The sequence below is a fragment of the Aminipila butyrica genome (assembly GCF_010669305.1).
GTDB classification, from domain to species: Bacteria; Bacillota; Clostridia; order Peptostreptococcales; family Anaerovoracaceae; genus Aminipila; species Aminipila butyrica.
Genome location: NZ_CP048649.1, coordinates 2707045 through 2730983 on the forward strand (window position 1 = coordinate 2707045; position 23939 = coordinate 2730983).

General features: G+C 45.8%; 19 protein-coding genes. 4 read left to right on the top strand and 15 right to left on the bottom strand.

Going from position 1 to position 23939, the window contains the following annotated elements; translation table 11 throughout:
• Positions 1 to 99: 99 nt before the first annotated feature.
• From carB to Ami103574_RS12920, 11 genes are all read right to left on the bottom strand, one after another.
• Positions 100 to 3276, bottom strand: coding sequence for a carbamoyl-phosphate synthase (glutamine-hydrolyzing) large subunit (carB, locus tag Ami103574_RS12870; RefSeq protein ID WP_163067371.1), 3177 nt, complete (start codon positions 3274 to 3276; stop codon positions 100 to 102).
• A complete protein-coding gene (gene carA / locus Ami103574_RS12875; RefSeq protein ID WP_163067372.1) occupies positions 3276 to 4367 on the bottom strand; it encodes a glutamine-hydrolyzing carbamoyl-phosphate synthase small subunit in 1092 nt (363 codons plus the stop codon). The genes carB and carA overlap by 1 nt, the downstream gene beginning before the upstream one ends.
• A gap of 308 nt (positions 4368 to 4675) precedes the next feature.
• A complete protein-coding gene (locus Ami103574_RS12880) occupies positions 4676 to 5593 on the bottom strand; it encodes a hypothetical protein (RefSeq protein ID WP_163067373.1) in 918 nt (305 codons plus the stop codon).
• A 152-nt stretch (positions 5594 to 5745) separates the two neighbouring features.
• Positions 5746 to 8355 carry a cation-translocating P-type ATPase gene (locus tag Ami103574_RS12885; RefSeq protein ID WP_163067374.1) on the bottom strand — a complete coding sequence of 870 codons (2610 nt, stop codon included), beginning with the start codon at positions 8353 to 8355 and terminating at the stop codon, positions 5746 to 5748.
• A 96-nt stretch (positions 8356 to 8451) separates the two neighbouring features.
• Entirely contained in the window at positions 8452 to 9615 is a 1164-nt protein-coding gene (locus Ami103574_RS12890; protein WP_163067375.1) for a THUMP domain-containing class I SAM-dependent RNA methyltransferase, read from the bottom strand.
• Positions 9616 to 9778: 163 nt separating this feature from the next.
• Entirely contained in the window at positions 9779 to 10801 is a 1023-nt protein-coding gene (gene mreB / locus Ami103574_RS12895) for a rod shape-determining protein (RefSeq protein WP_163067376.1), read from the bottom strand.
• An 89-nt stretch (positions 10802 to 10890) separates the two neighbouring features.
• Positions 10891 to 11826 (bottom strand): bactofilin family protein, encoded by a 936-nt coding sequence (locus Ami103574_RS12900; protein WP_163067377.1) that lies wholly within the window; start codon positions 11824 to 11826, stop codon positions 10891 to 10893.
• Positions 11827 to 11870: 44 nt separating this feature from the next.
• Positions 11871 to 12734, bottom strand: coding sequence for a polysaccharide deacetylase family protein (locus Ami103574_RS12905; RefSeq protein ID WP_163067378.1), 864 nt, complete (start codon positions 12732 to 12734; stop codon positions 11871 to 11873).
• A 163-nt stretch (positions 12735 to 12897) separates the two neighbouring features.
• Complete coding sequence (locus Ami103574_RS12910; protein WP_163067379.1) at positions 12898 to 14748, bottom strand: hypothetical protein; 1851 nt, start codon at positions 14746 to 14748, stop codon at positions 12898 to 12900.
• 285 nt (positions 14749 to 15033) lie between these two features.
• Positions 15034 to 15486: a hypothetical protein gene (locus Ami103574_RS12915; RefSeq protein WP_163067380.1), complete on the bottom strand. Its 453-nt coding sequence runs from the start codon at positions 15484 to 15486 to the stop codon at positions 15034 to 15036.
• Between the two features lie 159 nt (positions 15487 to 15645).
• Positions 15646 to 16176, bottom strand: a complete 531-nt coding sequence (locus tag Ami103574_RS12920; protein ID WP_163067381.1) for a YcxB family protein — start codon at positions 16174 to 16176, stop codon at positions 15646 to 15648.
• Between the two features lie 177 nt (positions 16177 to 16353).
• Here Ami103574_RS12920 and spoIIID point away from each other — a divergent pair, with 177 nt between their 5' ends.
• Positions 16354 to 16611: a sporulation transcriptional regulator SpoIIID gene (gene spoIIID / locus Ami103574_RS12925; protein WP_163067382.1), complete on the top strand. Its 258-nt coding sequence runs from the start codon at positions 16354 to 16356 to the stop codon at positions 16609 to 16611.
• A gap of 151 nt (positions 16612 to 16762) precedes the next feature.
• Here the strand turns inward: spoIIID and Ami103574_RS12930 are convergent, their stop codons facing one another.
• Positions 16763 to 17641: a GGDEF domain-containing protein gene (locus Ami103574_RS12930; RefSeq protein ID WP_163067383.1), complete on the bottom strand. Its 879-nt coding sequence runs from the start codon at positions 17639 to 17641 to the stop codon at positions 16763 to 16765.
• 156 nt (positions 17642 to 17797) lie between these two features.
• On the opposite strand from Ami103574_RS12930, the gene Ami103574_RS12935 reads away from it, so the two are divergent.
• Both Ami103574_RS12935 and Ami103574_RS12940 read left to right on the top strand, forming a co-directional pair.
• Positions 17798 to 18043, top strand: coding sequence for a helix-turn-helix domain-containing protein (locus Ami103574_RS12935; protein WP_163067384.1), 246 nt, complete (start codon positions 17798 to 17800; stop codon positions 18041 to 18043).
• Positions 18044 to 18507: 464 nt separating this feature from the next.
• Entirely contained in the window at positions 18508 to 19521 is a 1014-nt protein-coding gene (locus Ami103574_RS12940) for a threonine aldolase family protein (protein WP_163067385.1), read from the top strand.
• Positions 19522 to 19706: 185 nt separating this feature from the next.
• Here Ami103574_RS12940 and Ami103574_RS12945 read toward each other — a convergent pair whose 3' ends face one another.
• Positions 19707 to 20306, bottom strand: a complete 600-nt coding sequence (locus tag Ami103574_RS12945) for a HutD/Ves family protein (protein WP_163067386.1) — start codon at positions 20304 to 20306, stop codon at positions 19707 to 19709.
• A 366-nt stretch (positions 20307 to 20672) separates the two neighbouring features.
• Between Ami103574_RS12945 and Ami103574_RS12950 the strand changes: the two genes are divergently transcribed.
• Complete coding sequence (locus tag Ami103574_RS12950; RefSeq protein ID WP_163067387.1) at positions 20673 to 21770, top strand: HD-GYP domain-containing protein; 1098 nt, start codon at positions 20673 to 20675, stop codon at positions 21768 to 21770.
• Between the two features lie 60 nt (positions 21771 to 21830).
• Here Ami103574_RS12950 and epsC read toward each other — a convergent pair whose 3' ends face one another.
• Entirely contained in the window at positions 21831 to 22733 is a 903-nt protein-coding gene (gene epsC, locus Ami103574_RS12955) for a serine O-acetyltransferase EpsC (protein WP_246213149.1), read from the bottom strand.
• Positions 22734 to 22962: 229 nt separating this feature from the next.
• A complete protein-coding gene (gene rbsB / locus Ami103574_RS12960; protein ID WP_163067388.1) occupies positions 22963 to 23871 on the bottom strand; it encodes a ribose ABC transporter substrate-binding protein RbsB in 909 nt (302 codons plus the stop codon).
• Between the last annotated feature and the right edge of the window lie 68 nt (positions 23872 to 23939).

Below are 23939 nucleotides of genomic sequence, written 5' to 3' on the forward strand. Positions count from 1 at the left end.
GCCCTTCCAGTACTGCCGGAAGGGCCCCTTTTATCTTCTCTGTAAATGGACGTGCGATTTCTTAAACCATGAAATGCGTTCTATTGCGTTCTCCTCTTATTAACCTAAGACACAGTAATCCAGCTGAGTCCCAGCTGCCTTTAACCCTACCGCTGTCATAAAGGCCTCTGCCGTATCCATACAGGTCAGCACCGGCAAACCATGCTCAATTGCTTTTCGCCGCAGCATGAAGTCCTCTCGCTCCGGCCGGTTAGCCACACTTGGCACATTGATGAAAATTTGAATCGCCTGGCCAATCATGCCTTTTGCTTCTTCCGCCTCCAAAGGCACCGCCTCAATACCATTTTCAACAAAATACGAATGAGTCCAAGGAGAACAGTACAGTTGATACCCCTGCTCCCGGTACATCTTTACCACTTTCAGCGTATACGCCGTCCGCTCCGTATCCCGCAAAGCAAAGTATACACCACCCTGAATCGGTATACGAATGTTGGCCGCTAGAAAGCCCTTGTAAATCGCCTTGGACAGCTCTTCGTCAATGCCCAAAACTTCTCCGGTGGACTTCATTTCAGGCCCCAGGGTTACATCCACATCAGTAAGCTTAGCCCCAGAGAATACAGGAACCTTTACTGCATACTTGCCGGACTTCTTGTAGAGGCCTGTACCATATTCAAACTGATTCAGCTTTTTCCCCAGCATGGCGGAAATGGCCAGCTTAATCATAGGCACCCCGGTAACCTTGCTAAGAATCGGCACCGTTCTGGAGGCTCGAGGATTCACCTCAATCACATAGACCTTTTGTCCATCGAAGGCATACTGGATATTCACTAGTCCCAGCACATTCAACGCCTTGGCTATGCGCTCCGTATAATCCAACACCGTATCAATAGTGGCCTGTGATAAGGTATGTGGCGGATACACCGTCATGCTGTCTCCCGAATGGACACCGGTCCGCTCGATGTGTTCCATGATGCCTGGAATCAAAATATCTTCTCCGTCACAGATAGCGTCTACTTCCATCTCCTTGCCTTGGATATACTTATCGATGAGAACTGGATGTTCTTTGGTCAAAGAAACGGCTTCTCTAAGGTATTTACCTAACTCCTCGTCGCTGTACACCACCTGCATGGCCCGGCCTCCTATAACATAGGATGGCCGCACTACTACTGGATAACTCAGCTGCTTCACCACTTTAAAAGCACTATCCTCATCCGTGACCGCACAACCCTCCGGGGTAGGAATACCCAGCTCCTGGAGCAAGTCGTTAAACTTTTCCCGGTCCTCTGCCAAATCAATGGATTTAAACCCCGTGCCCAGCAACTTGATACTCCGCTTGTGAAGCTGCTCCGCCAGATTTAAAGAGGTCTGTCCGCCAAACTGAAGCACCACGCCGTAAGGCCTTTCCTTTTTGATGACATTCATGACATTGTCCACGTGAAGGGATTCAAAATACAATTTATCTGATGTATCAAAATCCGTACTTACCGTCTCTGGATTATTATTCATTAAAATGGCCTCATAGCCTAATTCCTTGATAGCCCACACACCCTGTACGCAGCAATAATCGAACTCGATACCTTGTCCAATACGAATTGGACCTGAACCAATGACCAGTATCTTCTTATTAGCGGATATGCAGCTTTCATCCTCCCCTTCATAACAGGAATAATAATATGGGGTCACCGCATCGAACTCACCCCCGCAGGTATCTACCACTTTATAGACCGGATAAATATCGTTATAGACCCGCATATCCTGGAGTACCTCCCTGGACGTGCCAGTCAGCGCTAAAATTTCCACATCCGTGAACCCCATGCTTTCGGCATCCAGCAGCAGTTCTGCGTCCAGCTCCCGGCTGGCAAGAGTCTTTTCCATGGAAATAATATTTTGAATCTTATTCAGGAACCATCGGTCAATCTTGGTCTTTTCAAAGATTTTTTCTATATCATAGCCTCTTCTCATGGCTTCTGCCACACAGAAAATCCGTTCATCATCGCAGGCTTCTAGCTTTTTAATCAGTCGCTGGTTTTCCAACTTGGTAACGAAAGGTACCCGCAAGCCATTACATTTCACTTCCAGGGAAGTGACGGCTTTCAGCAAAGCACTTTCAAAGGTTCGGCAGATGGACATGACTTCGCCGGTGGCCTTCATCTGGGTTCCCAACTTTCTAGAGGCATTACCGAACTTGTCGAAAGGCCATTTAGGGAACTTCACCACACAATAATCCAAAGTTGGTTCAAAACAGGCACTGGTGCTCTGGGTCACATAGTTTTTTAGTTCGTCTAGATTGTACCCTAGAGAAATCTTGGCCGCAATCTTGGCGATGGGATAACCCGCTGCCTTGGAAGCCAGTGCAGAGGACCGACTTACCCGAGGATTAACCTCGATAACGATGTATTCACTGGTGATGGGATTCAAGGCAAACTGTACGTTGCAGCCCCCTTCAATCTTTAGGCTTCTGATGATTTTAAGAGAGGAGTCTCTCAGCATTTGATATTCTTCATCTCGCAGGGTCTGAGTCGGTGCCACCACAATGCTGTCTCCTGTATGGACACCCACCGGGTCTAGATTTTCCATACTACAAATGATGATGCAGTTATCCTTAGAGTCCCGCATCACCTCATACTCCACTTCCTTCCAGCCTGCTACAGACTTTTCCAGCAAAATCTGGCCGATGGCACTGCTTTCCAGTCCCCGCTGACAGTAGAGCTCCAGCTCCTGATCATTGCTGGCAATGCCTCCCCCAGTGCCTCCTAGGGTGAAAGCCGGACGAATAATCACCGGATAGCCAGCCTCTTGTACGAATTTCTGACATTCCTCCAGAGAGGTCGCAATAATGCTCTTGGGGATAGGTTCTCCGATTTCCAGCATCAAGTCTCGAAACTCTTCTCGGTCCTCTGCCTTGCGTATGCTATCCTTATTGATACCCAGCAGCTCAATCCCCAATTCTTGGAGCACACCTTTCTCGTCTAACTCCATAGCCAGATTGAGACCAGTCTGGCCCCCAAATCCAGCCAAAATCCCATCAGGCCGCTCTTTCTGCAAAATCTGCTGCATGGCCTCTTCCGTCAAGGGTTCCATGTATACGGTATCCGCAATGCCCCGGTCGGTCATAATCGTCGCCGGATTGCTGTTAACCAGAACCGTATGAATGCCTTCTTCCTTAATGGCCTTGCAGGCTTGGGTTCCCGCATAGTCAAATTCGGCGGCCTGTCCGATGATAATGGGTCCTGATCCGATGATTAACACTTTCTTCAAGTAGTTCTTCTTTGGCACTATAGCACACCGCCTTTCATCATATTCACAAATTTATCAAATAAGTACTGGTTATCGTTAGGCCCTGGGGAAGCCTCCGGGTGATATTGCACAGAGAATATGGGCAGATCTCGGTGTCTCATGCCTTCTACAGTGCCATCGTTAAGATTAATGTGAGTCACTTCCATCCCCTTTAAGATAATACTATTCGAATCCACGGCGTATCCGTGATTTTGAGAGGTAATGTAAGAACGATTGGTTTCCTTGTCGTAGACCCCATGATTTGCGCCTCGATGTCCATACTTTAATTTATAGGTCTTGCCTCCTGCGGCCAAGGCCAGCACCTGATGGCCCATGCAGATGCCAAAGGTAGGCACCGTGCCCATGATTTCTCTGGTGACAGCAATCGCCTCTGTGGCCTCCTCCGGGTCCCCCGGCCCATTTGTCAAAAAAATACCCTCTGGTTTCATGGCCAAAATTTCTTCGGCTCCTGTACCATAGGGAAATAAATGCAGCTCACAGCCACGGCTGTTCAAGCTCTCTAAAATACTTTTTTTTACACCGAAGTCCAACACAGCCACCCGCTTCTTGATGCCTTCCATGCTATCAGGAGCGGCTATGATCCGCTTTTCCTTGATGGATACCGCCTTCATCCAATCGTTGCGGAGCGCCGTCTCCTGACAGATTTTCTTAGCCTCCTCTACGGTGATGCCTTCTGTGCTGATAACACACTTGATCGTTCCTTCTTTACGTATTTTTTTGGTGATGCTCCGGGTGTCCACCTTCCAGATACCGGGAACTTTCATCTGCTTCAGCCACTGATCTATGTTCATGACGCTGTTGGCGTTGGAGGGGGTAAAGCATATGTCCTTTGCCACCAATCCGAAAGCATAAATCCCATCTGCTTCATTGTCTATGAGGCTGATTCCATAATTCCCGATGAGGGGATACGTCATGGTGATAATCTGACCCATGTAAGAGGGGTCCGTCAGAGTCTTCTGATACCCGGTCATGCCGGTGTTGAAAACCAGCTCGCCCACTCTGGTAGCCTCATATCCGAACCCTTTTCCTGTGATGACCGTTCCGTCTTCCAAATATAACAGCGCTTCCATGTTACGACCTTTCCTTTCCTGATTTCTCTGTACTTTTCAATAGCTTTTTCTTTTCCTGCACAATGCTTCCAATAATTATACTTTTTTTATTATTTTTATGCAAGCATTATTTATTATTTTTGAATAAAATTTGGCGCTAGCATAATTTTTTACCATCTCAATACTCATTGAGATTAGCACCTATGCTTCATACGCTAAAAAGACTGTAGACAAGTTTTTTCCTTATCTACAGTCCGATTTCCAAGTAGCGTAAACTTCTTCCAGCATTTATATATTCACAATACTATTTTAATTTGCTGTTTCATTCGCTATTGCGGGGTACCCTCTTGAGAAATGACTTTTCCCGTATTTAAATCTATTTTTAATACGATGTAGCGTTCTCCAGTCATATCCACTTTTCTACAGCCAATTGAAAAGAGATTACCTGTTATAGCGGGGTCTGAATCTACAAAAGCTCCCTTTTCATTCTTTTTCATATTGAAATAAAAATCTCCTTGAATTTGATCCACCAAGCTATATTCTTGTTCCAACTGCCCACGTTTTCGTATCACAAGTTTATAATTATTATCGAAAGTCGTTGTGGGATATCCTACGTAATATTCTTTGCCGTAATAATAATCCATACCTGTTGCCCGAGGCAGTGTCGCACCAATTACTTTGTCAGAAATAACCGGGCGGAAAGGATTACCGCTTTCAATTTGCAGGCCAGTCTTTTTATCATAGGAGTACTTCCAGCCAAATTCTTCAACAGCAAACCTCCATGTCAGCGGGAAATAGGTGATACCACGAAAGTTCAAAATGGGGTAGGATTCGTTCATGTTATTCAGATATCTTTGAGGATTTGTCGTATTTAACGCCAGACCATACTCGGCAACTGTGGCGGTCCCGGTTTTCTTATTTAAAGTCTTCGTTGAAATAATACTCAATTCTGTAGCCGCCGAATCGGCTACACCAACAAACAAAACGCCTTTATTACCATAACTGCGGCTTTTTTCATACCAATTGGCCTTTACTCCTAAGAATCTTGCATAGTCATAGGCCATCGGAAAATAGGTAATATCCTTGTATAACAGTAAGGGGAATTGATTATACTTACTCTCCATTGCCTGTCCATTAATAATAACCGGGAACTCTGGAATCGTAACTGTCACAGATTTAGCATATGCTATGGTTGGAAACAGTAGCATACATAAAATACACATTGGCACAATGGATTTCATTTTCACGTCGTATTCCTCCTGAAATTTTCTGAGCTTGCCTATATTTTTATGGTATATCAAATTTTATTTACTGACAATCCCTTTCTATCATCTGATGCAAAAAAACGCAGCCAGATTGGCTGCGCTTTTTAAAGCATAGAGTTTAAATTTATTTTATCTTATTTCACTTCATTCGTTTTTCTCTGGGTCAGCTCCCGAATAACCCGGCTTAACTGAATCAGCACGGTAGGTGCCAGCGCACAGCCGACAACATAAGTCAAATTACCCTGGGACAAATCCACCGTCTGGAACAAACTCTGGAGGGGATCAATCAGCAATACGGCAAACAATAACAACGTGCCCAGGGCAAATGCCCCTAAGCTATATACGTTGGTCAACAGGCCCATCTTAAAGATTGACTGCTTGCCTCTGGAGTTAAACCCGTGCCACAGTCGAGCGAAACAGAGAGTTGCAAAAGCCATGGTTGAAGCGGTGGCCGTGCTGATAGTCAGTCCTTGATAATAAGCGGCCAAAGTAAATGCAGCGATAAGCAATCCCTGTATGCCGATTTCTGTAAGAAAGTTCTTGGTTAAAATTGGCTCATCACTTCTGCGCGGAGGTTCCTGAAGCAAATCTGCTTTTGGTTTTTCCATGCTGATGGCAATAGCCGGCAGACTGTCTGTTATCAGGTTGATAAACAACAGGTGCACCGCCATAAACGGAATAGGCAACGCCATCAAGGAAGTATAAACCACTGCCAATATGCCCGAGGTATTGCCTGACAACAAGAATTTGATTGAATTCTTAATGTTAGAATAAATATTCCTGCCGTTAGCGATAGCCTTGACAATAGTCGCAAAATTATCATCTGTTAAAATCATTGAGGCCGCATCCTTGGATACGTCCGTTCCCGTTATGCCCATAGCCACACCAATATCTGCTTTTTTCAAAGCTGGTGCATCGTTAACGCCGTCTCCAGTCATGGCCACGATATGGCCCTTCTTCTGCCAGGCATCCACGATACGAATTTTATGAGCTGGAGTTACTCTAGCATAGACGGCAATTTCAGCTATATCTTTATCTAACTGCTGGTCAGATATTTCGTCCAGCTCCATGCCGGTCACGGCTCGCTGGCCCGGTCTCAGGATGCCCACCTCTTCGGCAATAGCTGAAGCGGTAACCTTGTGGTCCCCTGTAATCATTACCGGCATAATTCCTGCGGTCAAGCAGTCTGCAACAGCCGCTTTAGACTCCTCTCGAGGCGGATCCTGCATAGCCATCAGACCAATAAAGGTAAAGTCCGTTTCATCTCCTAATTCCAGGGTTTCTTTATTCAGCTTCTTCTGGGCAAAAGCCAACACCCGCAACCCCTTTTCGGAGTAAGCATGGTTCTGTTCCTGTGCTAATTGAATATCCTCCTGAGTGATAGGCCGTTCCTGGCCATTGCTGTAAATAAAAGAGGCTTGGTGAAGCATGGCATCTACAGCACCTTTAGTAAGCATCACCAGCTCACCACCAATCTGCTGGAGCGTGCTCATAAGCTTCCGATCGGAATCAAAAGGCAGCTCGGCTATTCTTGGATAGCGGCTGCACAACTGTGCATAGTTCTCTCCGTGTTCCTTCAAATAGTATTCCACCAGAGCCGTCTCTGTGGGGTCCCCTAAGACTTTTCCATCAGTCACCGAGCTGTCATTGCATAACAGAGCACTCAGCAGCAGACGTTCCTTGGAATCTTCCCCTTTTCCTGCCAGAAACAAGTCTCTCACAGTCATCTTGTTTCTCGTCAACGTTCCCGTCTTATCCGAGCAGATAATAGATACGCAGCCCAAGCTCTCTACTGCTTTCAGGTTCTTCATGATGGCGTTCTCTTTAGCCATCTTGGAAGTTCCCAGGGCCAGAGAGATGGTCACGATAGAGGACAGCGCCTCAGGAATGGCCGCCACCGCCAGAGCCACGGCAAACATCAGAGAGTCCAGTAAATCCATACCTCTGTAGATGCACAGGCCCAATATGCCGGCGCAGATAATCAGGATAATAAAAGACAACTTCTTGCCAAAGGCGTCCAGGCTGACTTGTAACGGAGTCTTCCGTTCTTTCGTCTCGTTCATCAGCTGAGCAATCTTCCCCAGCTCCGTGTTCATACCAATGCCCGTAACAACTGCCAGGCCTCTGCCATAGGTCACCTGCGTGCCAGAGAACACCATGTTATCCTGATCCCCCAACACCACATTGCCTTCAATGGCATCCGTGATCTTGCTAACGCTTTCCGTCTCTCCTGTCAAGGAGCTTTCGTTGACCTGCAAGGAATAGCTCTCCAAAAGCCGCCCATCTGCCGGAACCACATCTCCAGCTTCCAGCACCAAGATGTCTCCTACCACGATGTGGGCTGCTTCGATACCCCGCCGATGTCCGCCTCGCATAACTTTAGCCAAGGGAGATGACAATTTCTTCAAGCTGTTTAAAGACATTTCTGCCTTAAAATGCTGAGCTGTGCCCAACACAGCGTTCAGCACAATAACCACTAGAATGACCAAGGTACTCTCCAAATCTCCCGTAAAAATGGAGACGGCCGCCGCCACCAGCAGAATCAACACCAATAAATCCTTAAATTGAGAAAAGAACACGCTCAGAACCCCCTGCCGGCGTTCTTCTGCCAGCTGATTCAGCCCATACTTCTCTTCATTTGCTTTGATCTGCTCTTCATTTAGTCCTTCTTTGGAGGAATTCAGCTGTTCCAGCGTCTCCTCCGTACTCATTTTATAGAACATGTCTCGCACCCCAATCTTCATAATATGTTCTCTGTTAGTATGCTTATTTCGCCATATTCTATGCTATTTTCCAGCTTCTATCAACGTCTCCAATGTTAATGCACTGTTAATTCGTTGTTAATTTTCTTCTTTTTGGTTCTTCTCTTCTTCTTTCTTGACCTTGGCTCCGTGGAATTGATAATAGCAGACTTCCATGTTTCCATTGTACAGCTTTCTCCGTCGGTCAGCCATCCGCCCAAATATCTGCTTTTCTACGGTCTTGTCTGGCGTAATCATAAACAGAGACCAGCTGGGATTTTGCTTCATAAAGCTTTTAAACTTATTGAAAATTTTCCGAATCTGCTCCTTCTCCCCAATCCGCTCTCCATAAGGCGGGTTGGTGATAATAACGCCGCTCATTTCTGTAGCCTCCAACTCTGACACGTTCATCCGCTTAAATTCAATACAATCCTCTACTCCGGCATCCGCAGCATTTTCTCTGGCAGCCTCAATAGCCGCCGGATCAATATCATAGGCCTGAATCCGAATGTCTTTATCTTGCCGAATTTCCTCAAAAGCCTTTTTGCGCTCTTCTTTCCACAGTTTTTCATCAATGGCTTGCCAGCCTTCCGCAGCAAAGCGGCGGTTGAGACCTGGCGCAATATTTCTCTCCAGCATGGCTGCCTCGATAGGAATCGTACCTGATCCACAACAAGGGTCCACCAGCAAACGGCCTTCCCGCCAGAAAGATAACTGTACCATAGCCGCCGCCAAGGTTTCCTTAATAGGTGCTGTCACAGCACTCTGACGGTACCCTCTCTTGTGGAGACCCACCCCCGTCGTGTCTAGGGTAATGGTTGCCCGGTCCTTCAGCAAAGTTACCTTCACCACGTATTCTGCTCCGGTCTTTTCAAAACGCTCTACCCCATAGTTTTCTTTGAGTCGTTCGATAATGGCCTTTTCTGAAACGCTTTGACAGCTTCTCATGCTGAACAGCTTGGACTTTACAGAAGAACAATTCACCTTAAAATTCCCGTCCGCCGGTATCCACTCTTCCCAAGGGATGCCTTTGATGGTCTGAAAGAGATCTTCAAACTCTAAAGCTTCAAATTCAGCCATCTTGACCAGTACGCGGTCCGCACACCGCAGCCACAGGTTGGAGCGGACGATGGCCCGCTCATCGCCCATATAAGTTATTTTTGCATCTTCTGCCTTCAAAATCTTGTAGCCCAGCGCCTCAATCTCGCGCTTTACAACAGCTTCCAGCCCAAAAGTGGCTGTGGCAATCAATTCCAGTTTCATGTATCCCTCCGCATTTCTTTCTTGTGTACTTCCGTGGCTCGACCCTGTTTCTTATTCTCTCGCTTTCTTTTTCGTTGCGAGTTTCTTTGTTTTCATTCTTTCACATTTTTCTTCATTTGACAAGAAAAAAGCCCTCCTTTTGAGAGCTTTTTCCTGCTGCGCTTTAAAAGTTAGAGCGCTTTCTATTCAATTGATTGGTTTCCATAAATTCTAGAGAATCCAGGGCCTCGCCGGTACCGATGGCCACACAGGACTTCGGATCCTCTGCGATACGTACCTCAATACCTGTCCGTTCCTGAATTCGTTTGTCAATACCGTACAGCAGAGCTCCGCCTCCGGTGATAACAATGCCCGAGTTACTGATGTCCGCTGCCAGTTCCGGCGGTGTCCGCTCCAGTACCGAGTGAACGGCCTCAGAGATGGTCTGTAAAGGCTCTTCCAGAGCCTCCATCATTTCCGCAGAAGAAACCTCGATGGATTTTGGCAGACCGCTGACCAGATCTCGGCCTCGGCATTCCATCGAAATAGGTTCTTCCCTCTGATAAGCCGTACCGATGGTCATTTTCAGTTCTTCCGCTGTCCGTTCGCCAATGTACAGCTTGTGAACCTTACGCATATATTTTACGATGTATTCGTCAAATTTGTCTCCAGCAATTTTTACAGAAGAGCTGGCCACGATACCTCCCAGGGAAATCACCGCAATATCTGTGGTTCCTCCGCCGATATCTATAACCAAAACCCCGTCTGGTTTGGCAATATCCAGCCCCGCTCCGATAGCCGCTGCAATTGGCTCTTCCATCAGATAGACATCCTTACCGCCTGCCTGAGTAGCCGCCTCCCGCACCGCACGTTTTTCCACTTCTGTTACACCGCTGGGTACACAGACCATGATCCGCGGCCGGAAGAAACGACTGTTTCCACAGGTTTTCTTAATAAAATATTTCAACATGCGTTCCGTCACATCGTAATCAGAAATAACACCGTCACGCAACGGACGAACAGCTACAATATTAGCCGGCGTCCGCCCCAACATCTGTCTGGCCTGTTCCCCTACAGCCAAAATCTCATTGTTGTCCTGATTGATAGCTACTACAGAAGGCTCGTTGAGAACCACGCCCTTCCCTTTGATATAAACTAAAACATTGGCCGTACCAAGGTCAATTCCAACTTCTGACGAAAATCCCACTTGATTTCTCCTTTCAATTTAAAACTGCTCTTTAAGCAATGATCACTAAAGAGCAGCACAATAGTCTTCATTTTATGCTGTGCAACAGGTCAACTGCCTACGATCTGGCCAAAGATGCTGTCCTCTTCATTCTTAGAGAAATTGGTGTTGATGTAACCCTGCATTCTCGCACCGTACTGTACATAAAAGTTAGATACTGTAATATTTCCGACAACCACCGAGTTTGATAGAAACTCACCATTGCCCCCAATATTCACTTCGCCCTTTATTTTACCGTCTACTCGGGTGTTTTGGGCAGCAACATCTCCAACCAGCAGCGTGTCCTTATCCATCAGCAAAGCCCCCTTGGAATTAATATTTCCTTTGATTTGGGCCCCCTCCAGAAGGATATCTGTTGCTTCAATGTCACCTTGAACAAAACCCGATACACCTACATTCTTTGTCGTATCAATTTTGCCCTTAACTTTACCGTTTAATTCAATGTTTTCAAAAGATTTTATATTTCCTTCCACCACCGTGTTTCTCGTAATGATGGTGGTTCCTACTTCACCGTCCCCATAAGGTTCTTCCGGACCTGGCCCGATGGTATTTCCAAAGTTTCCGCCGCCGCCGAAACCGCCATTTCCATTGCCGGTCCCCCTAGGCGGCTCTCCATTAAAGGCACCAGAGAAGCTGTTTTGAGCAGACTGGCTAAAACCTGGTCGTTCATAAAAGGCTGGTTCCTCACCGCCGGAATTGCTCCACTGTGACTGGTATGTATCATTTCCTAAGCCTGGTTCTGTGCCCCCATAGGTTCTTCCGCCCACGCTCTGAGTATTAGGTGCACTCTGCTTGAAAGCCTGACTGAAATCCTGATTTAAGCGGTCGTTGCCAACCGGTTCCATTGGAGTCTGACGATCAGCCATATAACCTCCGCTGCTTTCCGGTGCTTCGACAGTCTCTTCGTCGATTCTTCCTTTATCCTGAGAAGAGTCTATTCCCAGAATTTCTCGCATCGCTTGGCTAAAATTTCCTTTATTACTCATTTTTGGCGCCTCCAATAAATTTCCTGTAATATCTATCTACCGTCTTAAAAGGTGATGGGTTGAACATCTGCTGTCAGCGTTTCAAAGGCATATCCATTTTCTTTATAAAATCCAATGATTTCCTTTAAGGCTTCACAGGCGCTGCTATTGCCGTTATCATGCATAAGCACCACACACGTATCCGCTCTTTTGGGCAGGCGGGTCCCTTTGGCTACCATAGCCTGTGCTGATATATTGGCCGAACCATCATCGGCACAGACATTCCAGTCGAAGTAGACCAGCCCCCTGGCCTCCACTTCTTGAATCAAATCCTTGTAATTATCCCTGTCAAAATCATTGATGCTGCCGCCAGGAAACCTTAAGATCGATGGAGCCTGTCCGGTCACCTGAAGAATTCGATTGTAGGACTGATTAAAATCGGCCACATAGCTTTCCACCGAAGCGTACAGCGTATTGTAGCTTCCTCTTGTAGAAGTGAGCACCCCGATAGCATGTCCGGCATCATAGGCTTTTTTAATGATGCTGTCCGCCGTCTGCTTTTCGCTGGTGTTAAAGAAGAAAGTGGCTGGCACTTGTTCCTCCTGCAACAGCTCTAAAATGGCATCGGTATTTCGCGAAGAACCATCGTCAAAGGTCAAGTAGACTACGTTCCCCTTTTCAGCATTTTTTTGCGCCGACACAGCAGGGTTCGTCGTGGTGTTTTCCTTTTCCATTCCCGACTGAACCACCTTCTGCTGGTCCGTACTAGAACTTATGGCAGGCAAATTCTGCTCTTCCTTTGGAGGGCTGCCCCAAAGATCCAGGGCACTGCCGATGAAAAAAGTTAGTAAACCTGCTATAATCATGATGATAGAAAGAGCTGTAAATATAATTAAACGTTTATAAAAAGCAACACTTCTTTCTTTCATATACACTCTTTCCTTATCTGAATTGTAAACATATACTAGAATAGTATCACAAATTGTTGCAGAAAACAAGAGATGTTTTTGCACCGTTCCCCACTGTTGGCAAGGTTTTTGCTCCCTCGCCCCCCTGCTCTGACGGTCCTAGTTTTATCAACATTCCCAGCCCTTAATTCTGCGTCGAATTGTACTCCTGTAAATGCTTATTATAAGCAGCTACCTTTTCGTTATGCTGGGTCAGCAAGTCATTATATTCAGCCCTCTTGTCCACCAGCTGCTGGGCATAAGTCTCGTCGCTGTTGGTTTCGTAATCCCGAGTCAGCTGTGCAATATCCGCATTGAGCTCCGACATCTTGGCTTCCATATCATCAATTTCGGTCTTTTCCGTCTTGAGTGTCTCTTCCAACGCCGCGGCCTTTGCGGAAGAGGCTGCTGCATCGTTCAGCTCAGAGGGGATGTCACTTTTAGTAAATTCGTGAATCAGCACCCCTACGGAAGAAACCGTCAGCACCAAAATAATTACAATGGCCCGAACCCACTTTTTCATGCTCTGCTTGTATTCCCGGTTCAATTCTTCAATCTTATCCCGCATCTCCTGCTCGTGCTTGCGTTGAAGCTCCTCAATGGTGCATCTTAGTTTTACGGTCTCAGCCTCCGCTTCTGCTGCTGCTTCCTCCATAACCCGATCAATGAGCGGTACATCTTCCTCCTCATCCTTCACCAAACGCAGCTCGTTGTTGAGCACGCCTTGAATGACCTCTTTATAGTCAATGCCTGTGCGGACATTTCGCTTAAAAAATTCCTTTCTGCGTTCCTTTTCCAGAGCTTCTAGTTCTCCCAGTTCTGCCGGGGGCGCTAAACTTTCATCCATCAGCACCGGGTTGCCCATCAGGGTAGAAGCCGCATGGGGGGCCATCCTAGTCTGTTCATCCTGCTTGATAAGCTTGCTCAACGTGTTAATCTCTCCGGCGATATAATCATCTGCAAACAGCTGATTGAACAGCTGGTACAGATTCAAACTCTCGTGGTACATGCCCGCATTGCTGAGAATCTTGGACACCACGATGAACTTGCCGGAAAACATCATCCGAAGCTTCGTGTTTACCGGATGATCTTCCGGTATAATGTCGTCTACCAGAACCCGAAACTGGGGCGCAATAGTATTGATGATGTAGTTGCAGGCGTTGGTGATAGCTAGCTTCTCCTCCATGGAACTGGCACTAACCCCGGTAACTTTCGCTAAAAGAACATTGTTGACATAATCGGACTCCTTGACAAACCAACGTTCCATCTTTTCGTATACCTGATTTTGTATCCTGGAAAAAGACAACTGTGGCTTCTGCACCGTTGCCAGCAGCTTGTGTATATGGATGATCTCCTCTAAAACCACTTTGCTGTTGGCGCCGCCTAAAAGTTCCCGAATTGGATAAAGGATATTATCCTTAAACTCGTTATATAGAAAGGCCATCTTGTTGTTATCGATGGCTTCAATCTTATTGCCGCTAAAAAATCCCCAGAACCGACCAACAGACACATTTAGAAGCTCGTTAATCAGATTCAGCATGATGGTCCACTGTTGAGCCATCGTGAAATTTCTATCAAAAATACATAAAAAAATGTACTGGGCTAAAAAGGAATTGTAATCTGTGGAATTAATGCTCTGAGGTTTGCTGAAAAACTCAATAAAGTCTCCCTTGTTTCCCAACCTGGAAGCAATTTCCGCGTCAGAGAACCAGAAGATTTTATACACATAGCTGTCGGCATTTTCCAAGGCCCAATTCATATTCTGTTCCGTCCGCTCCGGGGGGCCCAGCTTAGTCTTGTCAAATTTTGGTTTATATTTATCCGGGGCGCTTTCCCACTGTTGGTAGATGTCCCGCAGTTCCGCTTCAGTGCAATAGGTGGAAGCACCCAGAATTCTGTACGGATTATTGATGATCATATTGAAGTTGTCGCTGTAATCTTCACTTTTCTTTACATTAGCCATTAACGCATCGTATGGAGATTGTTTGCTCGCCACAATGATCCTCCTTTCTGCTCTCCTGAGTTTCCTTCCTATAATTTTAAAATATTTTGTTAAAATATGCTATACTAAAGTTGTAATTTTTGTAACTTTAATTTGAAATTGATATAGATAAAAGAACCTTGCCAGAAAACAGGTGGAAAATCTTGTGTTTTTGCAAACAGAGCCGAAGCCGCGGACTGTTGTCCACGGCTTCGGCTCTCCTATCGTCCTTCCGTTCTGCTGCTTGCCGCCTTTTCAGCGGCTAAATCCGAAAGCATATGCTGTAATTTCTGGCAAAGCTTATTTGTCCTGCTCTGCCTCTTCTTCTAAATCGGTGTCCTCTTGATTGCTTTCTACCTGGCTGTCATTCATGACTTCATCAGCAGCTGTGCCTTCTTCCTGATTTTCTAACTCTTCGTCAACAGCTTCTTCATCATCCGCTTCACAGGCTGCTCCTGCTGCTATAACAGACAGTTTTTTATTGGCAGCTCCTAAGCCCACCAGCGCACAGGTTATACCACCATACATGCCCAGTGCCTCAAAGATACTCGGCAGCAGCTGAGATGGAATCATACTGGACATAACCATCGCCGCTGGATAACCCTGCATCACATACTGATCTACCGTGGTCTTAAACACGTAGACATTGGCTGCCAGCATACCTATTCCCAGCACGGCCACCAGTGCCGCTACTACGTACAATAGCTTAGAAATAAAACATTTTCCCTGTTCCCCTTTTTTCTTACCTGTCATAAAAATAAATCTCCGTTTCTACCATTTCCATGGTTCTTATTAAAATTGCATGTTTTCACATAATATCATTTTACTGCTTTTTTGTGTTGAATGTATGAACAATTAATAAATTTTATGCAGTCAGTAATATTCCCTAAAGGATCAAGCCGCAACAACTTTTTATATTTTTTTATACCGGCCCTTAAATTTGTCCAGGATAAAGGTTCTGAAAGCCTCCTCCTTTCCCTTTGGCAAATCTTCCTTTCGTAAAACAGTGGCCGCATTAGAGCTGTAGTAGAATATGTAATAGCTCTTGGATTCAATCAGCTTGTAGAATTTTCCGTAATCGCGCTTGCTTTTTCCGGCTTCCATATCAGCTTCTGCCTTGAGGTGAGTATTATAAAAGCTTATGTGTGTCCAGCCGCCAAACAACCGACGGGAATCAGCCTTAACCTGCTGTCGATACCGAAGCTCAATGCGCAGGCAGATGGCAGCAAAGCCAAGGCTGAACAATAAAACGCTGAAAAGAGCAAACTTCCAGGCATTCATGGATATGCCTGCAGAAGCCATCATAAAAGAACCGCACACTGCCAGGCCCAGCATCAGTAAAAAAGTCTTGTAGTCTCTCCGAAAGGCGGCAATATAGAGGAATTTTTTGTAATCCTCTTTCTCCATGGTGGTGTCCACTTTAAAAAGAATGTTTTTATCCATCGTCTCTCCCTTGTATACAAATAATTTACGGCAACTCCGCATTCCATCATAGCTTTTATTTTACCATGCAAGCTTTTAGAAAACAATCCTCATACTTGTAAATTCTTCCGCATATATTGTGATATCGAACTCATTAGATCGAATCCAATAAATGATAGGGGCGGTGAAGTATTTAATATGAAGGATTACATAGAAGAAAGAGTCCTGGAACTGGCCAGGTATATTCTCGATACAAATGCTACAGTCCGGGCGACTGCCAAGAAGTTCAGGGTCAGTAAGAGTACAGTGCACAAGGATATTACCGAAAGGCTCCATGAGATCAATCCTGGTCTCGCCGCAGAGGTAAAAGCTGTCCTCGACACCAATAAGGCCGAACGGCATATCCGTGGAGGTCTAGCCACTAGAGAAAAATATCATTCCAAATCCTCCAAATAGAATGGAAACCTTTTGTATGGCGCCTGCCGGGCATTCGCACTGCAAGTGTGGTTCGGTGTGCAAACAGGAGAGGCTGTTTAACAAATTTATGGTTAAACAGCCTTTTCGTTGCCTTTATTTTATTACCTGTCTATAGGTACGTTTACTTTAGTCATTCGCCGTATATGCGAATCCGGTGCTTGCCATCGGCCTTCGACCGATACTGTGCTTCGTCTGCCCGGCGATACAATTCCTCAAAATTTTGGCCATGCTCTGGAAAAAAAGAAATGCCCATGGAACTGAGCACCTGGACTGCGTCTTCCTCTTCCAGCCACTGAATCTCCAATTGCCTGAAAATAAGGGATAATTTTTGATGAAAGGCCTCCGGAGATCCTACATGAGGAATAAATATAGCAAATTCATCGCCTCCCATGCGTCCCACCACATCCTCCCGATCCAGCACCTGCTCCAAGGTACCCACCACGCCTGTCAACACCTGATCGCCCATGTGATGACCATACTGGTCATTAAACCGCTTAAAATCATCCAAGTCGATCATAATGAAGGCGGCTTTTTCCAGCCTTTCTCGCAACAGTTTTTGGACAAGTTTTTCAAAACCTCTGCGGTTATAGGCTTTCGTCAGGGGATCCCGCAGTGCTTGTTTTTTCAAGAACATAAGCTTGATGATGTTGCCAATCCGCTTTCGCAGAATGGTTTCTTCGCAAGGCAAAAACAGGATATCTGCCACCTCCAGCTCTGCCATCTTGGCCGCCAGCCGCTTTTGACCAGGCCGGCAAGTCAGCACAAAAGCCATCATTTCATCTGTCTGAAAATGCCGAAGCTTTTGCTCCAGAAAAGCGCAGTCCTTTTCTGAGGAAGGAACCGCCTCCACAATCAGCTTCACCTGTCTTCTATATTTTTCCAGTGTCTGCTCTTCCTTTAAAATTTCCGCCGATTCTACTAGATAGTCATCTCCGAAGGTCTCTGTCATAACCTTCAAAAATGCCCGATCTTCACAGACGAGCACAAACTTTTCTTCGTTCTCTACCATCAAAAATTTCCCCAACTGAACTCGACTTTTATTTAAATACCATTGCATTTTTGACATATACGATGTGTCATTTCATTTATCATTATATCATATAATTTTTGTATTCACAATGTATTTTGGAAATTGTACTGGATACACTAAAATGAGGAGGAAACCATGTATCGCACAAGAAATCACAATGGCACCAACAATATTTGCGGCCAAAAAATCCGTGCGTTCCGGAAAGAACAGCCCATACGGTATTCTCAGCGGATGCTGGCCGATGAGATGCAGCTTCACGGCATCGATATGGATAAGAACGCCATACAGCGCATCGAAAGCGGCGAACGTTTCGTCACTGATATTGAATTAAAAGCGTTTGCAAAAGTTTTGGGCATGTCCTGCGATGAACTGCTAAAATAAGCCTTACTAAAACCGGGTGCTGCGCCGCTCACGGCGGATGCGTTGAAACCCAGTCCACAGTAAGGCTTTATTATTACAGGGCCCCGGTCTGCCCTTCCGACTACCAATCGATTGGCTTCCCTCTTTAAGTGAATTAGTAAGGTACCTTCAGGTATCCGCTTTGGAAGCCAACCGTTGCCGGGGATGGCAATGTCGTTTCTAGGAATCCTCCTTTTTCTTTAATCAGCTTAACAAAACAAGCTGCCTTCATTCTACGAAAAAGCCTCGCCCCTATCAAGAAATATTTACTATATTTGTCTGTCCACTTTCCCCGCTTTCATATATAATAGAATCAGTACAAATCAGTGATTTGTCTCTTTCTTGCATATGGTCTGCCCGTCAGCTTCTTTGCAGCTTGAGTAGACTAAAAGAAAACCATTACTTATTACCCTGATTAAATTTATAGCAACAGGAGGAACCATTCTATGATATTTTTACGATGTGATTATAGCGAAGGTGCTCACCCCCAGATTCTGGATGCCCTGACAGCTACTAATATGGAGCAGTCCGTAGGCTACGGAGAGGATCCCCATTGCCTCCATGCAGCAGCCTTGATCAAAGAGCGGATTGCCAGAGCCGATGCCGATATCCACTTTTTCGTAGGCGGCACCCAGACCAATTACACCTCTATTACCGCCTTTCTGCGGCCTCATGAAGCTGTTATCGCCGCGGCCAGAGCTCATATCTGCGTTCATGAAACAGGAGCGGTAGAAGCTCGGGGACATAAGATTATCACGACCCCAACCACCGACGCCAAGCTGAATCCAGATGATATTGATGAAGTAATCCGCATACATGAGGACGAGCATTTTGTCAAGCCAAAGATGGTCTTTATCTCCGACACCACCGAGTTGGGTACCATCTACAACAAGGCAGAATTGCAGGAGATCCGCAAGCGCTGCGACAAATACGGCTTATACCTGTATTTGGACGGAGCCCGGTTGGCCTCTGCCCTCACCTCTCCTGAAAATGATTTGACCCTTCAGGACATCGCTCAGCTGACAGATGCGTTCTACATCGGGGGCACGAAAAACGGTGCACTCTTCGGAGAAGCCTTAATTCTTTTAAATCCAGAATTGAAAAAAGAATTTCGGTGGATTATGAAACAAACCGGTTCCATGCTGGCCAAAGGGCGGCTTTTGGGTGTTCAGTTCGAAACGTTGTTTCAAGACAACCTGTACTTTGAGCTGGGGCAGCATGCCAATCGTATGGCAACAATGCTCCGGGAAGGAATTGCTGCCAAGGGTTACCGCTTTATTACCAATTCCCCAAGCAATCAAATTTTTCCAATCTTCCCAAATGAGTTGGTGGCAGAGTTGGAAAAGAGCATTTCTTTTGAAAAAGAAGGCCCTGTGGGAACACAGGAATACTGTATCCGCTTCGTAACCTCTTGGGCCACACCGGAAGAGGACATTCAGAAAGTCATCGATCTGTTATAAGCTGATCGAACAAATATCTGTTTTAAAGACATTCTCTGAAAACAGAACAAGATCTCAACACAAAAATGACAGGCATACCGCTCAATCAAGGGCTGTGCCTGTCCTTTTTTGCTTCTAAGTTCCTATTTTAACCTGCTAATTTTTTATGTATCTACGCGTCTTAAGCGTTTGTTTCATTCCCCACGCTATGACTCGTTGTAATACATCTGGGTCCAGATGACCTTGCCCTCTCCCCTGACATTTACACGTTGTACCGCACCGTAATCTCCCTGCAAAATCAGCAGTTCTCCCGGCGCTAGCTGACAAAATATCTTACCGAGCCGAATGTCACAAAAACCCTCAGCACAGTAAAAACCCTGACTCATCTTCTTATATCCCTGGCAGTCTTCTAAAACGATTTCTTTTCCATCCCTTGTCACAGGCAGTACCTCAGCGAACCCCTGGCTGCCCTTTCGCACCATCAGGTTGAAATCGGTAATTTTACCAAAACTTCTGGTCTGATACCCTCCGCTGAATCGGTCCTGCTCATAGGCTGCTAGTCTGCTGACCCGGATATCTTTGTGCGAAAGCACGACTTCCCCTTCCAGCACAATGAGCACCCGGTCGTAGTCCGGCAGGGGTGTAAAATCCGACTCCTCCATCTCTACCGTAGCGGAGCTGAGCCGCCACATAAAATCCCGCTGGTCATATTTGGCCGTCTCTGGATAGATTGCCAACTGGGTAGTAACCCCACCGGACCACTTGCTGATTTGATACGATTCCTTTGTAAATACCTTACATCTCATATACATCTTTCACCTTGCTAAAATTTATCTGCTATATGTTATCTGCTCTTTCTATCCTACAAATAGAAAGCCTGTTGATGTGACTTTCACTGAATAAATATACCATATCCTGCTAAATATGTCCACCGAGGCCGCCGCTGATTTTGAATAAAAAAGAATCAAATTTCTAGAAAATGGTTCTTTAAATTTAGGCAACAGAACCGACTCTTTTTTTAAAAAATACTATTTTTATCACAGCACAATCTATCTTTATTTGCAAAATTCGCCAGGTTGTGTTATCATATAATTTGTCTTGTTCACTTTAGAATTTCTCCGGATATTCCTGAAAAAGGCAAAGGATAAGATTTTTATCAAGGAAGGTTTCCCATGATTTTTGTACAGACAAATCAGCTTAAACCAGGTATGATAGTCGGCCAGACTGTAATGAATGAGGTATCGGTAGTTCCCCTACTTCAGACAGATCAGAAACTGACGATCCGATATATCCGAAGGTTGCGGGCTCTAAATATTCCAGGCATATATATTAAAACGAAATACAGTGAGGACATTATCGCCCGAGGCTTCGTAGATCCTGTTTTAAAACAGCGAATCACTACGGATTTAAAAAGCGTATGCAGAAATTTTGTATCGAAGTCCGCTATTACGTCACAAATGGCCAACACCTTAATAAATGTTTCCAGTTCCCTGATGGATCATATCCTCTCTAAAGATGAATACATTTTAAACATGGTCGAAATTAAAACTTTCGATAACTATACATATTCTCACTGCATCAATGTGGCGAGTTTAGCCACCTTGATTGGTATTCAGTTGGGTTACAGTCGCGTTTCTCTTCAAGAACTGACCTCTGCTGGTTTGATGCACGACTTTGGCAAATTGGAGATTCCCATTGGTATCATCAATAAGCCCTCCTCTCTAACCACAGATGAGTTTATTGTGATGAAGAATCACCCGACCCTAGCGGTCAACAAGCTGAAGAGCTCCATGAAGATTTCCCTGACTGTTTTAGACGGTATCGCCAGCCACCACGAAAAGTATGATGGCACAGGCTATCCGAACGGATTGAAAGGTGCTAACATTCCTCTGTGCGGCCGTATACTAGCCGTCGCAGACGTCTATGACGCGTTGACTACAGCTCGCTCCTATCGGCCTGCTTGGCAAACGAAAGATACCTTAGATTTCATGGCTAGCAATTCTGGCACCCATTTTGACCCGGACATTTTAAATGCCTTCTTTAAGACCATATCCGTCTACCCGGTAGGCACTATGGTTCGGCTGACAGACGACTCTATTGCCTTGGTTATCAAGAATACCCCTGGCTGCATGCTGGATCCTATTATCCGCATCCTATCCTCAAAGAAGCTGACTGCCGGCATGGAGATTAACCTAGCTCAGACAGAAGCGCTGCACATTGTCAAATCCATCGATGCTGACAGCGAAATTCCTATGGAAATTTTCGATTGAATAAAAAAACTGACCTTGCTTTTATCAGTAAGGTCAGTTTTTTACTATATCCGTTTCTTTTTATGCCTCTCTATCGTCTCCCCGCAGGTTCAACTCTGGATTCTTCATGCTGACCTTTGTATGAGGAGGAATCGATTCCGTAATAAACGCGCTGCCGCCGATGACGCAGTCATGACCGATGACAGTCTCGCCCCCTAAAATGGAAGCTCCCGAATAGATGGTTACATTATCTTCAATGGTCGGGTGGCGCTTAACGCCTGCCAGTGCCTGACCGCCCCTGGTGGACAGCGCTCCGATGGTCACTCCTTGGAACAGCTTAACATTATCGCCGATGATGGTAGTCTCTCCAATAACCACCCCCGTACCATGGTCGATAAAGAAGTATTTGCCGATACTGGCTCCTGCGTTAATGTCGATGCCAGTCCGGCTATGAGCATACTCTGTCATAATTCTAGGAATAAACGGCACCTTGCGGATATACAGCTCGTGGGCCATGCGATAAACAAAGACAGCGTATAAACCAGGATAAGAGAAAATAATCTGCTCCTTGCTTCCTGCCGCTGGATCTCCGTCATAGGCTGCCTGGATATCTGTCAGCAGCAGCTTCTGGATTTTAGGCAGCTGCTGTAAGAATTCCACCGTGATATCCTTCGCTTCTTCTACGATTTCCGGCGTTTTGCTGTTATTGGTGTAAACCAAGGCCAGCTGAATTTGTTTGGACAGCATTTCAAACAAATTGGACAGCCGCTGACCGATGAAATATGGCGCCAAGGTACAGTCCATCCGTTCCGAGGCAAAATATCCCGGGAACATAATGACCCGCAGTTCCTTCAGCAGCTGAATAATCACATTCCGATCCGGCAATCTCATAGAGTCTTTAGCGAGAAATAGCTCTTCTGTCAAATAATTCTTGGTAATATCTTCTACTATATCTTGAATGTTCTCTTTAAATTTATCTTTCAATTTTTACAGCATCCTTTCTTTTTTGAGCAGTAGCGCCCTTGCAAAATCAGCGATACCCTTTCAAATCTAATATAGTATACTACAAGACCTTCAAATCAGTCCAGCCTTTTGAGGAAAAACCTCCGGAAATCTACTGAACGAAAAAGCCATGATGAAGCATATATGGGCTGCCTCATCATGGCTTTTTCTCGTTTATTATAAGATTAATTCCGAAGGACCGGCCTGCCAGTTATTCGGTTACCAGTGAAAGATCTACTGGAATGGAAGCGTCTACCTTATCACCAGCCAGCACCTTCATAGCTGCCTCCACGCCAGAGGCGCCGATTTCCTTCGGCAGCTGCTGTACTGTAGCGGCCATATCTCCAGCCTTTACAGCGGCCAGCGCATCGTCCGTCGCATCAAAGCCAACGACCATGATATCTCTGCCAGAAGCCTTAATCGCTTCCAGTGCACCTAACGCCATCTCGTCATTGTGAGCAAATACGGCGTCAATCTCCGGTTGTGCCTGCAGGATGTTCTCCATAACAGACAGGCCCTCTGCTCTGTTAAAATTAGCAGTCTGCTTTGCTACTACTTCCAGGTCACTTTCAGCGATTGCTTCATTAAAGCCTGTGCCTCTGTCGATAGCAGCAGAAGCTCCTGGCACGCCTTCCAGTTCAACCACTTTGCCTGCACCGTTCAGTTCTTTGACGATGAACTCACCAGCCAGTTTACCACCAGCTACGTTGTCAGAAGCGATATGACAAACCACGTCGCCAGTCTCAGCGGATCTGTCAAGGGTGATAACGGGGATGCCTGCTTCATTGGCCGCAGCTACCGCACTGCCCACCGCCTTGGAATCGGTCGGATTAATCAAGATTAAATCTACTCCCTGAGTAATCAAGTCTTCCATGTTGGAAAGCTCCGTTGCAGAGTTGTCCTGGGAATCGAGAACTACCAGCTTAGCCCCCAGTTCATCGGCCTTGGCCTGGGCTCCGTCTTTCAGGTCCACAAAGAACGGATTGTTTAAAGTCGATACAATCAGACCGATAGTTGCAGTCGTGCCGCCTTCATCGTCCTGATTCGTCGCTTCGCCGCCGCAGCCAAACAGTCCCAATGCCATAACCAGCACCAACAAAACCACTAGAATTCTTTTCATGTTTCATCCTCCTAATTTAACATTAATACCATATATATTTAACCGCCCATGGATTAAATATCCACATA

What these genes read in the sequence shown, in the direction of transcription:
- carA (WP_163067372.1), bottom strand. Translation starts at nt 4,367, where the DNA reads ATGGAAGCGCTGTTATATTTGGAAGACGGAACGGTCATCACAGGAAAA.
- Ami103574_RS12885 (WP_163067374.1), bottom strand. Translation starts at nt 8,355, where the DNA reads ATGAAGATTGGGGTGCGAGACATGTTCTATAAAATGAGTACGGAGGAG.
- Ami103574_RS12890 (WP_163067375.1), bottom strand. Translation starts at nt 9,615, where the DNA reads ATGAAACTGGAATTGATTGCCACAGCCACTTTTGGGCTGGAAGCTGTT.
- Ami103574_RS12900 (WP_163067377.1), bottom strand. Translation starts at nt 11,826, where the DNA reads ATGAGTAATAAAGGAAATTTTAGCCAAGCGATGCGAGAAATTCTGGGA.
- Ami103574_RS12905 (WP_163067378.1), bottom strand. Translation starts at nt 12,734, where the DNA reads ATGAAAGAAAGAAGTGTTGCTTTTTATAAACGTTTAATTATATTTACA.
- Ami103574_RS12915 (WP_163067380.1), bottom strand. Translation starts at nt 15,486, where the DNA reads ATGACAGGTAAGAAAAAAGGGGAACAGGGAAAATGTTTTATTTCTAAG.
- Ami103574_RS12920 (WP_163067381.1), bottom strand. Translation starts at nt 16,176, where the DNA reads ATGGATAAAAACATTCTTTTTAAAGTGGACACCACCATGGAGAAAGAG.
- spoIIID (WP_163067382.1), top strand. Translation starts at nt 16,354, where the DNA reads ATGAAGGATTACATAGAAGAAAGAGTCCTGGAACTGGCCAGGTATATT.
- Ami103574_RS12930 (WP_163067383.1), bottom strand. Translation starts at nt 17,641, where the DNA reads ATGGTAGAGAACGAAGAAAAGTTTGTGCTCGTCTGTGAAGATCGGGCA.
- Ami103574_RS12935 (WP_163067384.1), top strand. Translation starts at nt 17,798, where the DNA reads ATGTATCGCACAAGAAATCACAATGGCACCAACAATATTTGCGGCCAA.
- Ami103574_RS12940 (WP_163067385.1), top strand. Translation starts at nt 18,508, where the DNA reads ATGATATTTTTACGATGTGATTATAGCGAAGGTGCTCACCCCCAGATT.
- Ami103574_RS12945 (WP_163067386.1), bottom strand. Translation starts at nt 20,306, where the DNA reads ATGAGATGTAAGGTATTTACAAAGGAATCGTATCAAATCAGCAAGTGG.
- Ami103574_RS12950 (WP_163067387.1), top strand. Translation starts at nt 20,673, where the DNA reads ATGATTTTTGTACAGACAAATCAGCTTAAACCAGGTATGATAGTCGGC.
- rbsB (WP_163067388.1), bottom strand. Translation starts at nt 23,871, where the DNA reads ATGAAAAGAATTCTAGTGGTTTTGTTGGTGCTGGTTATGGCATTGGGA.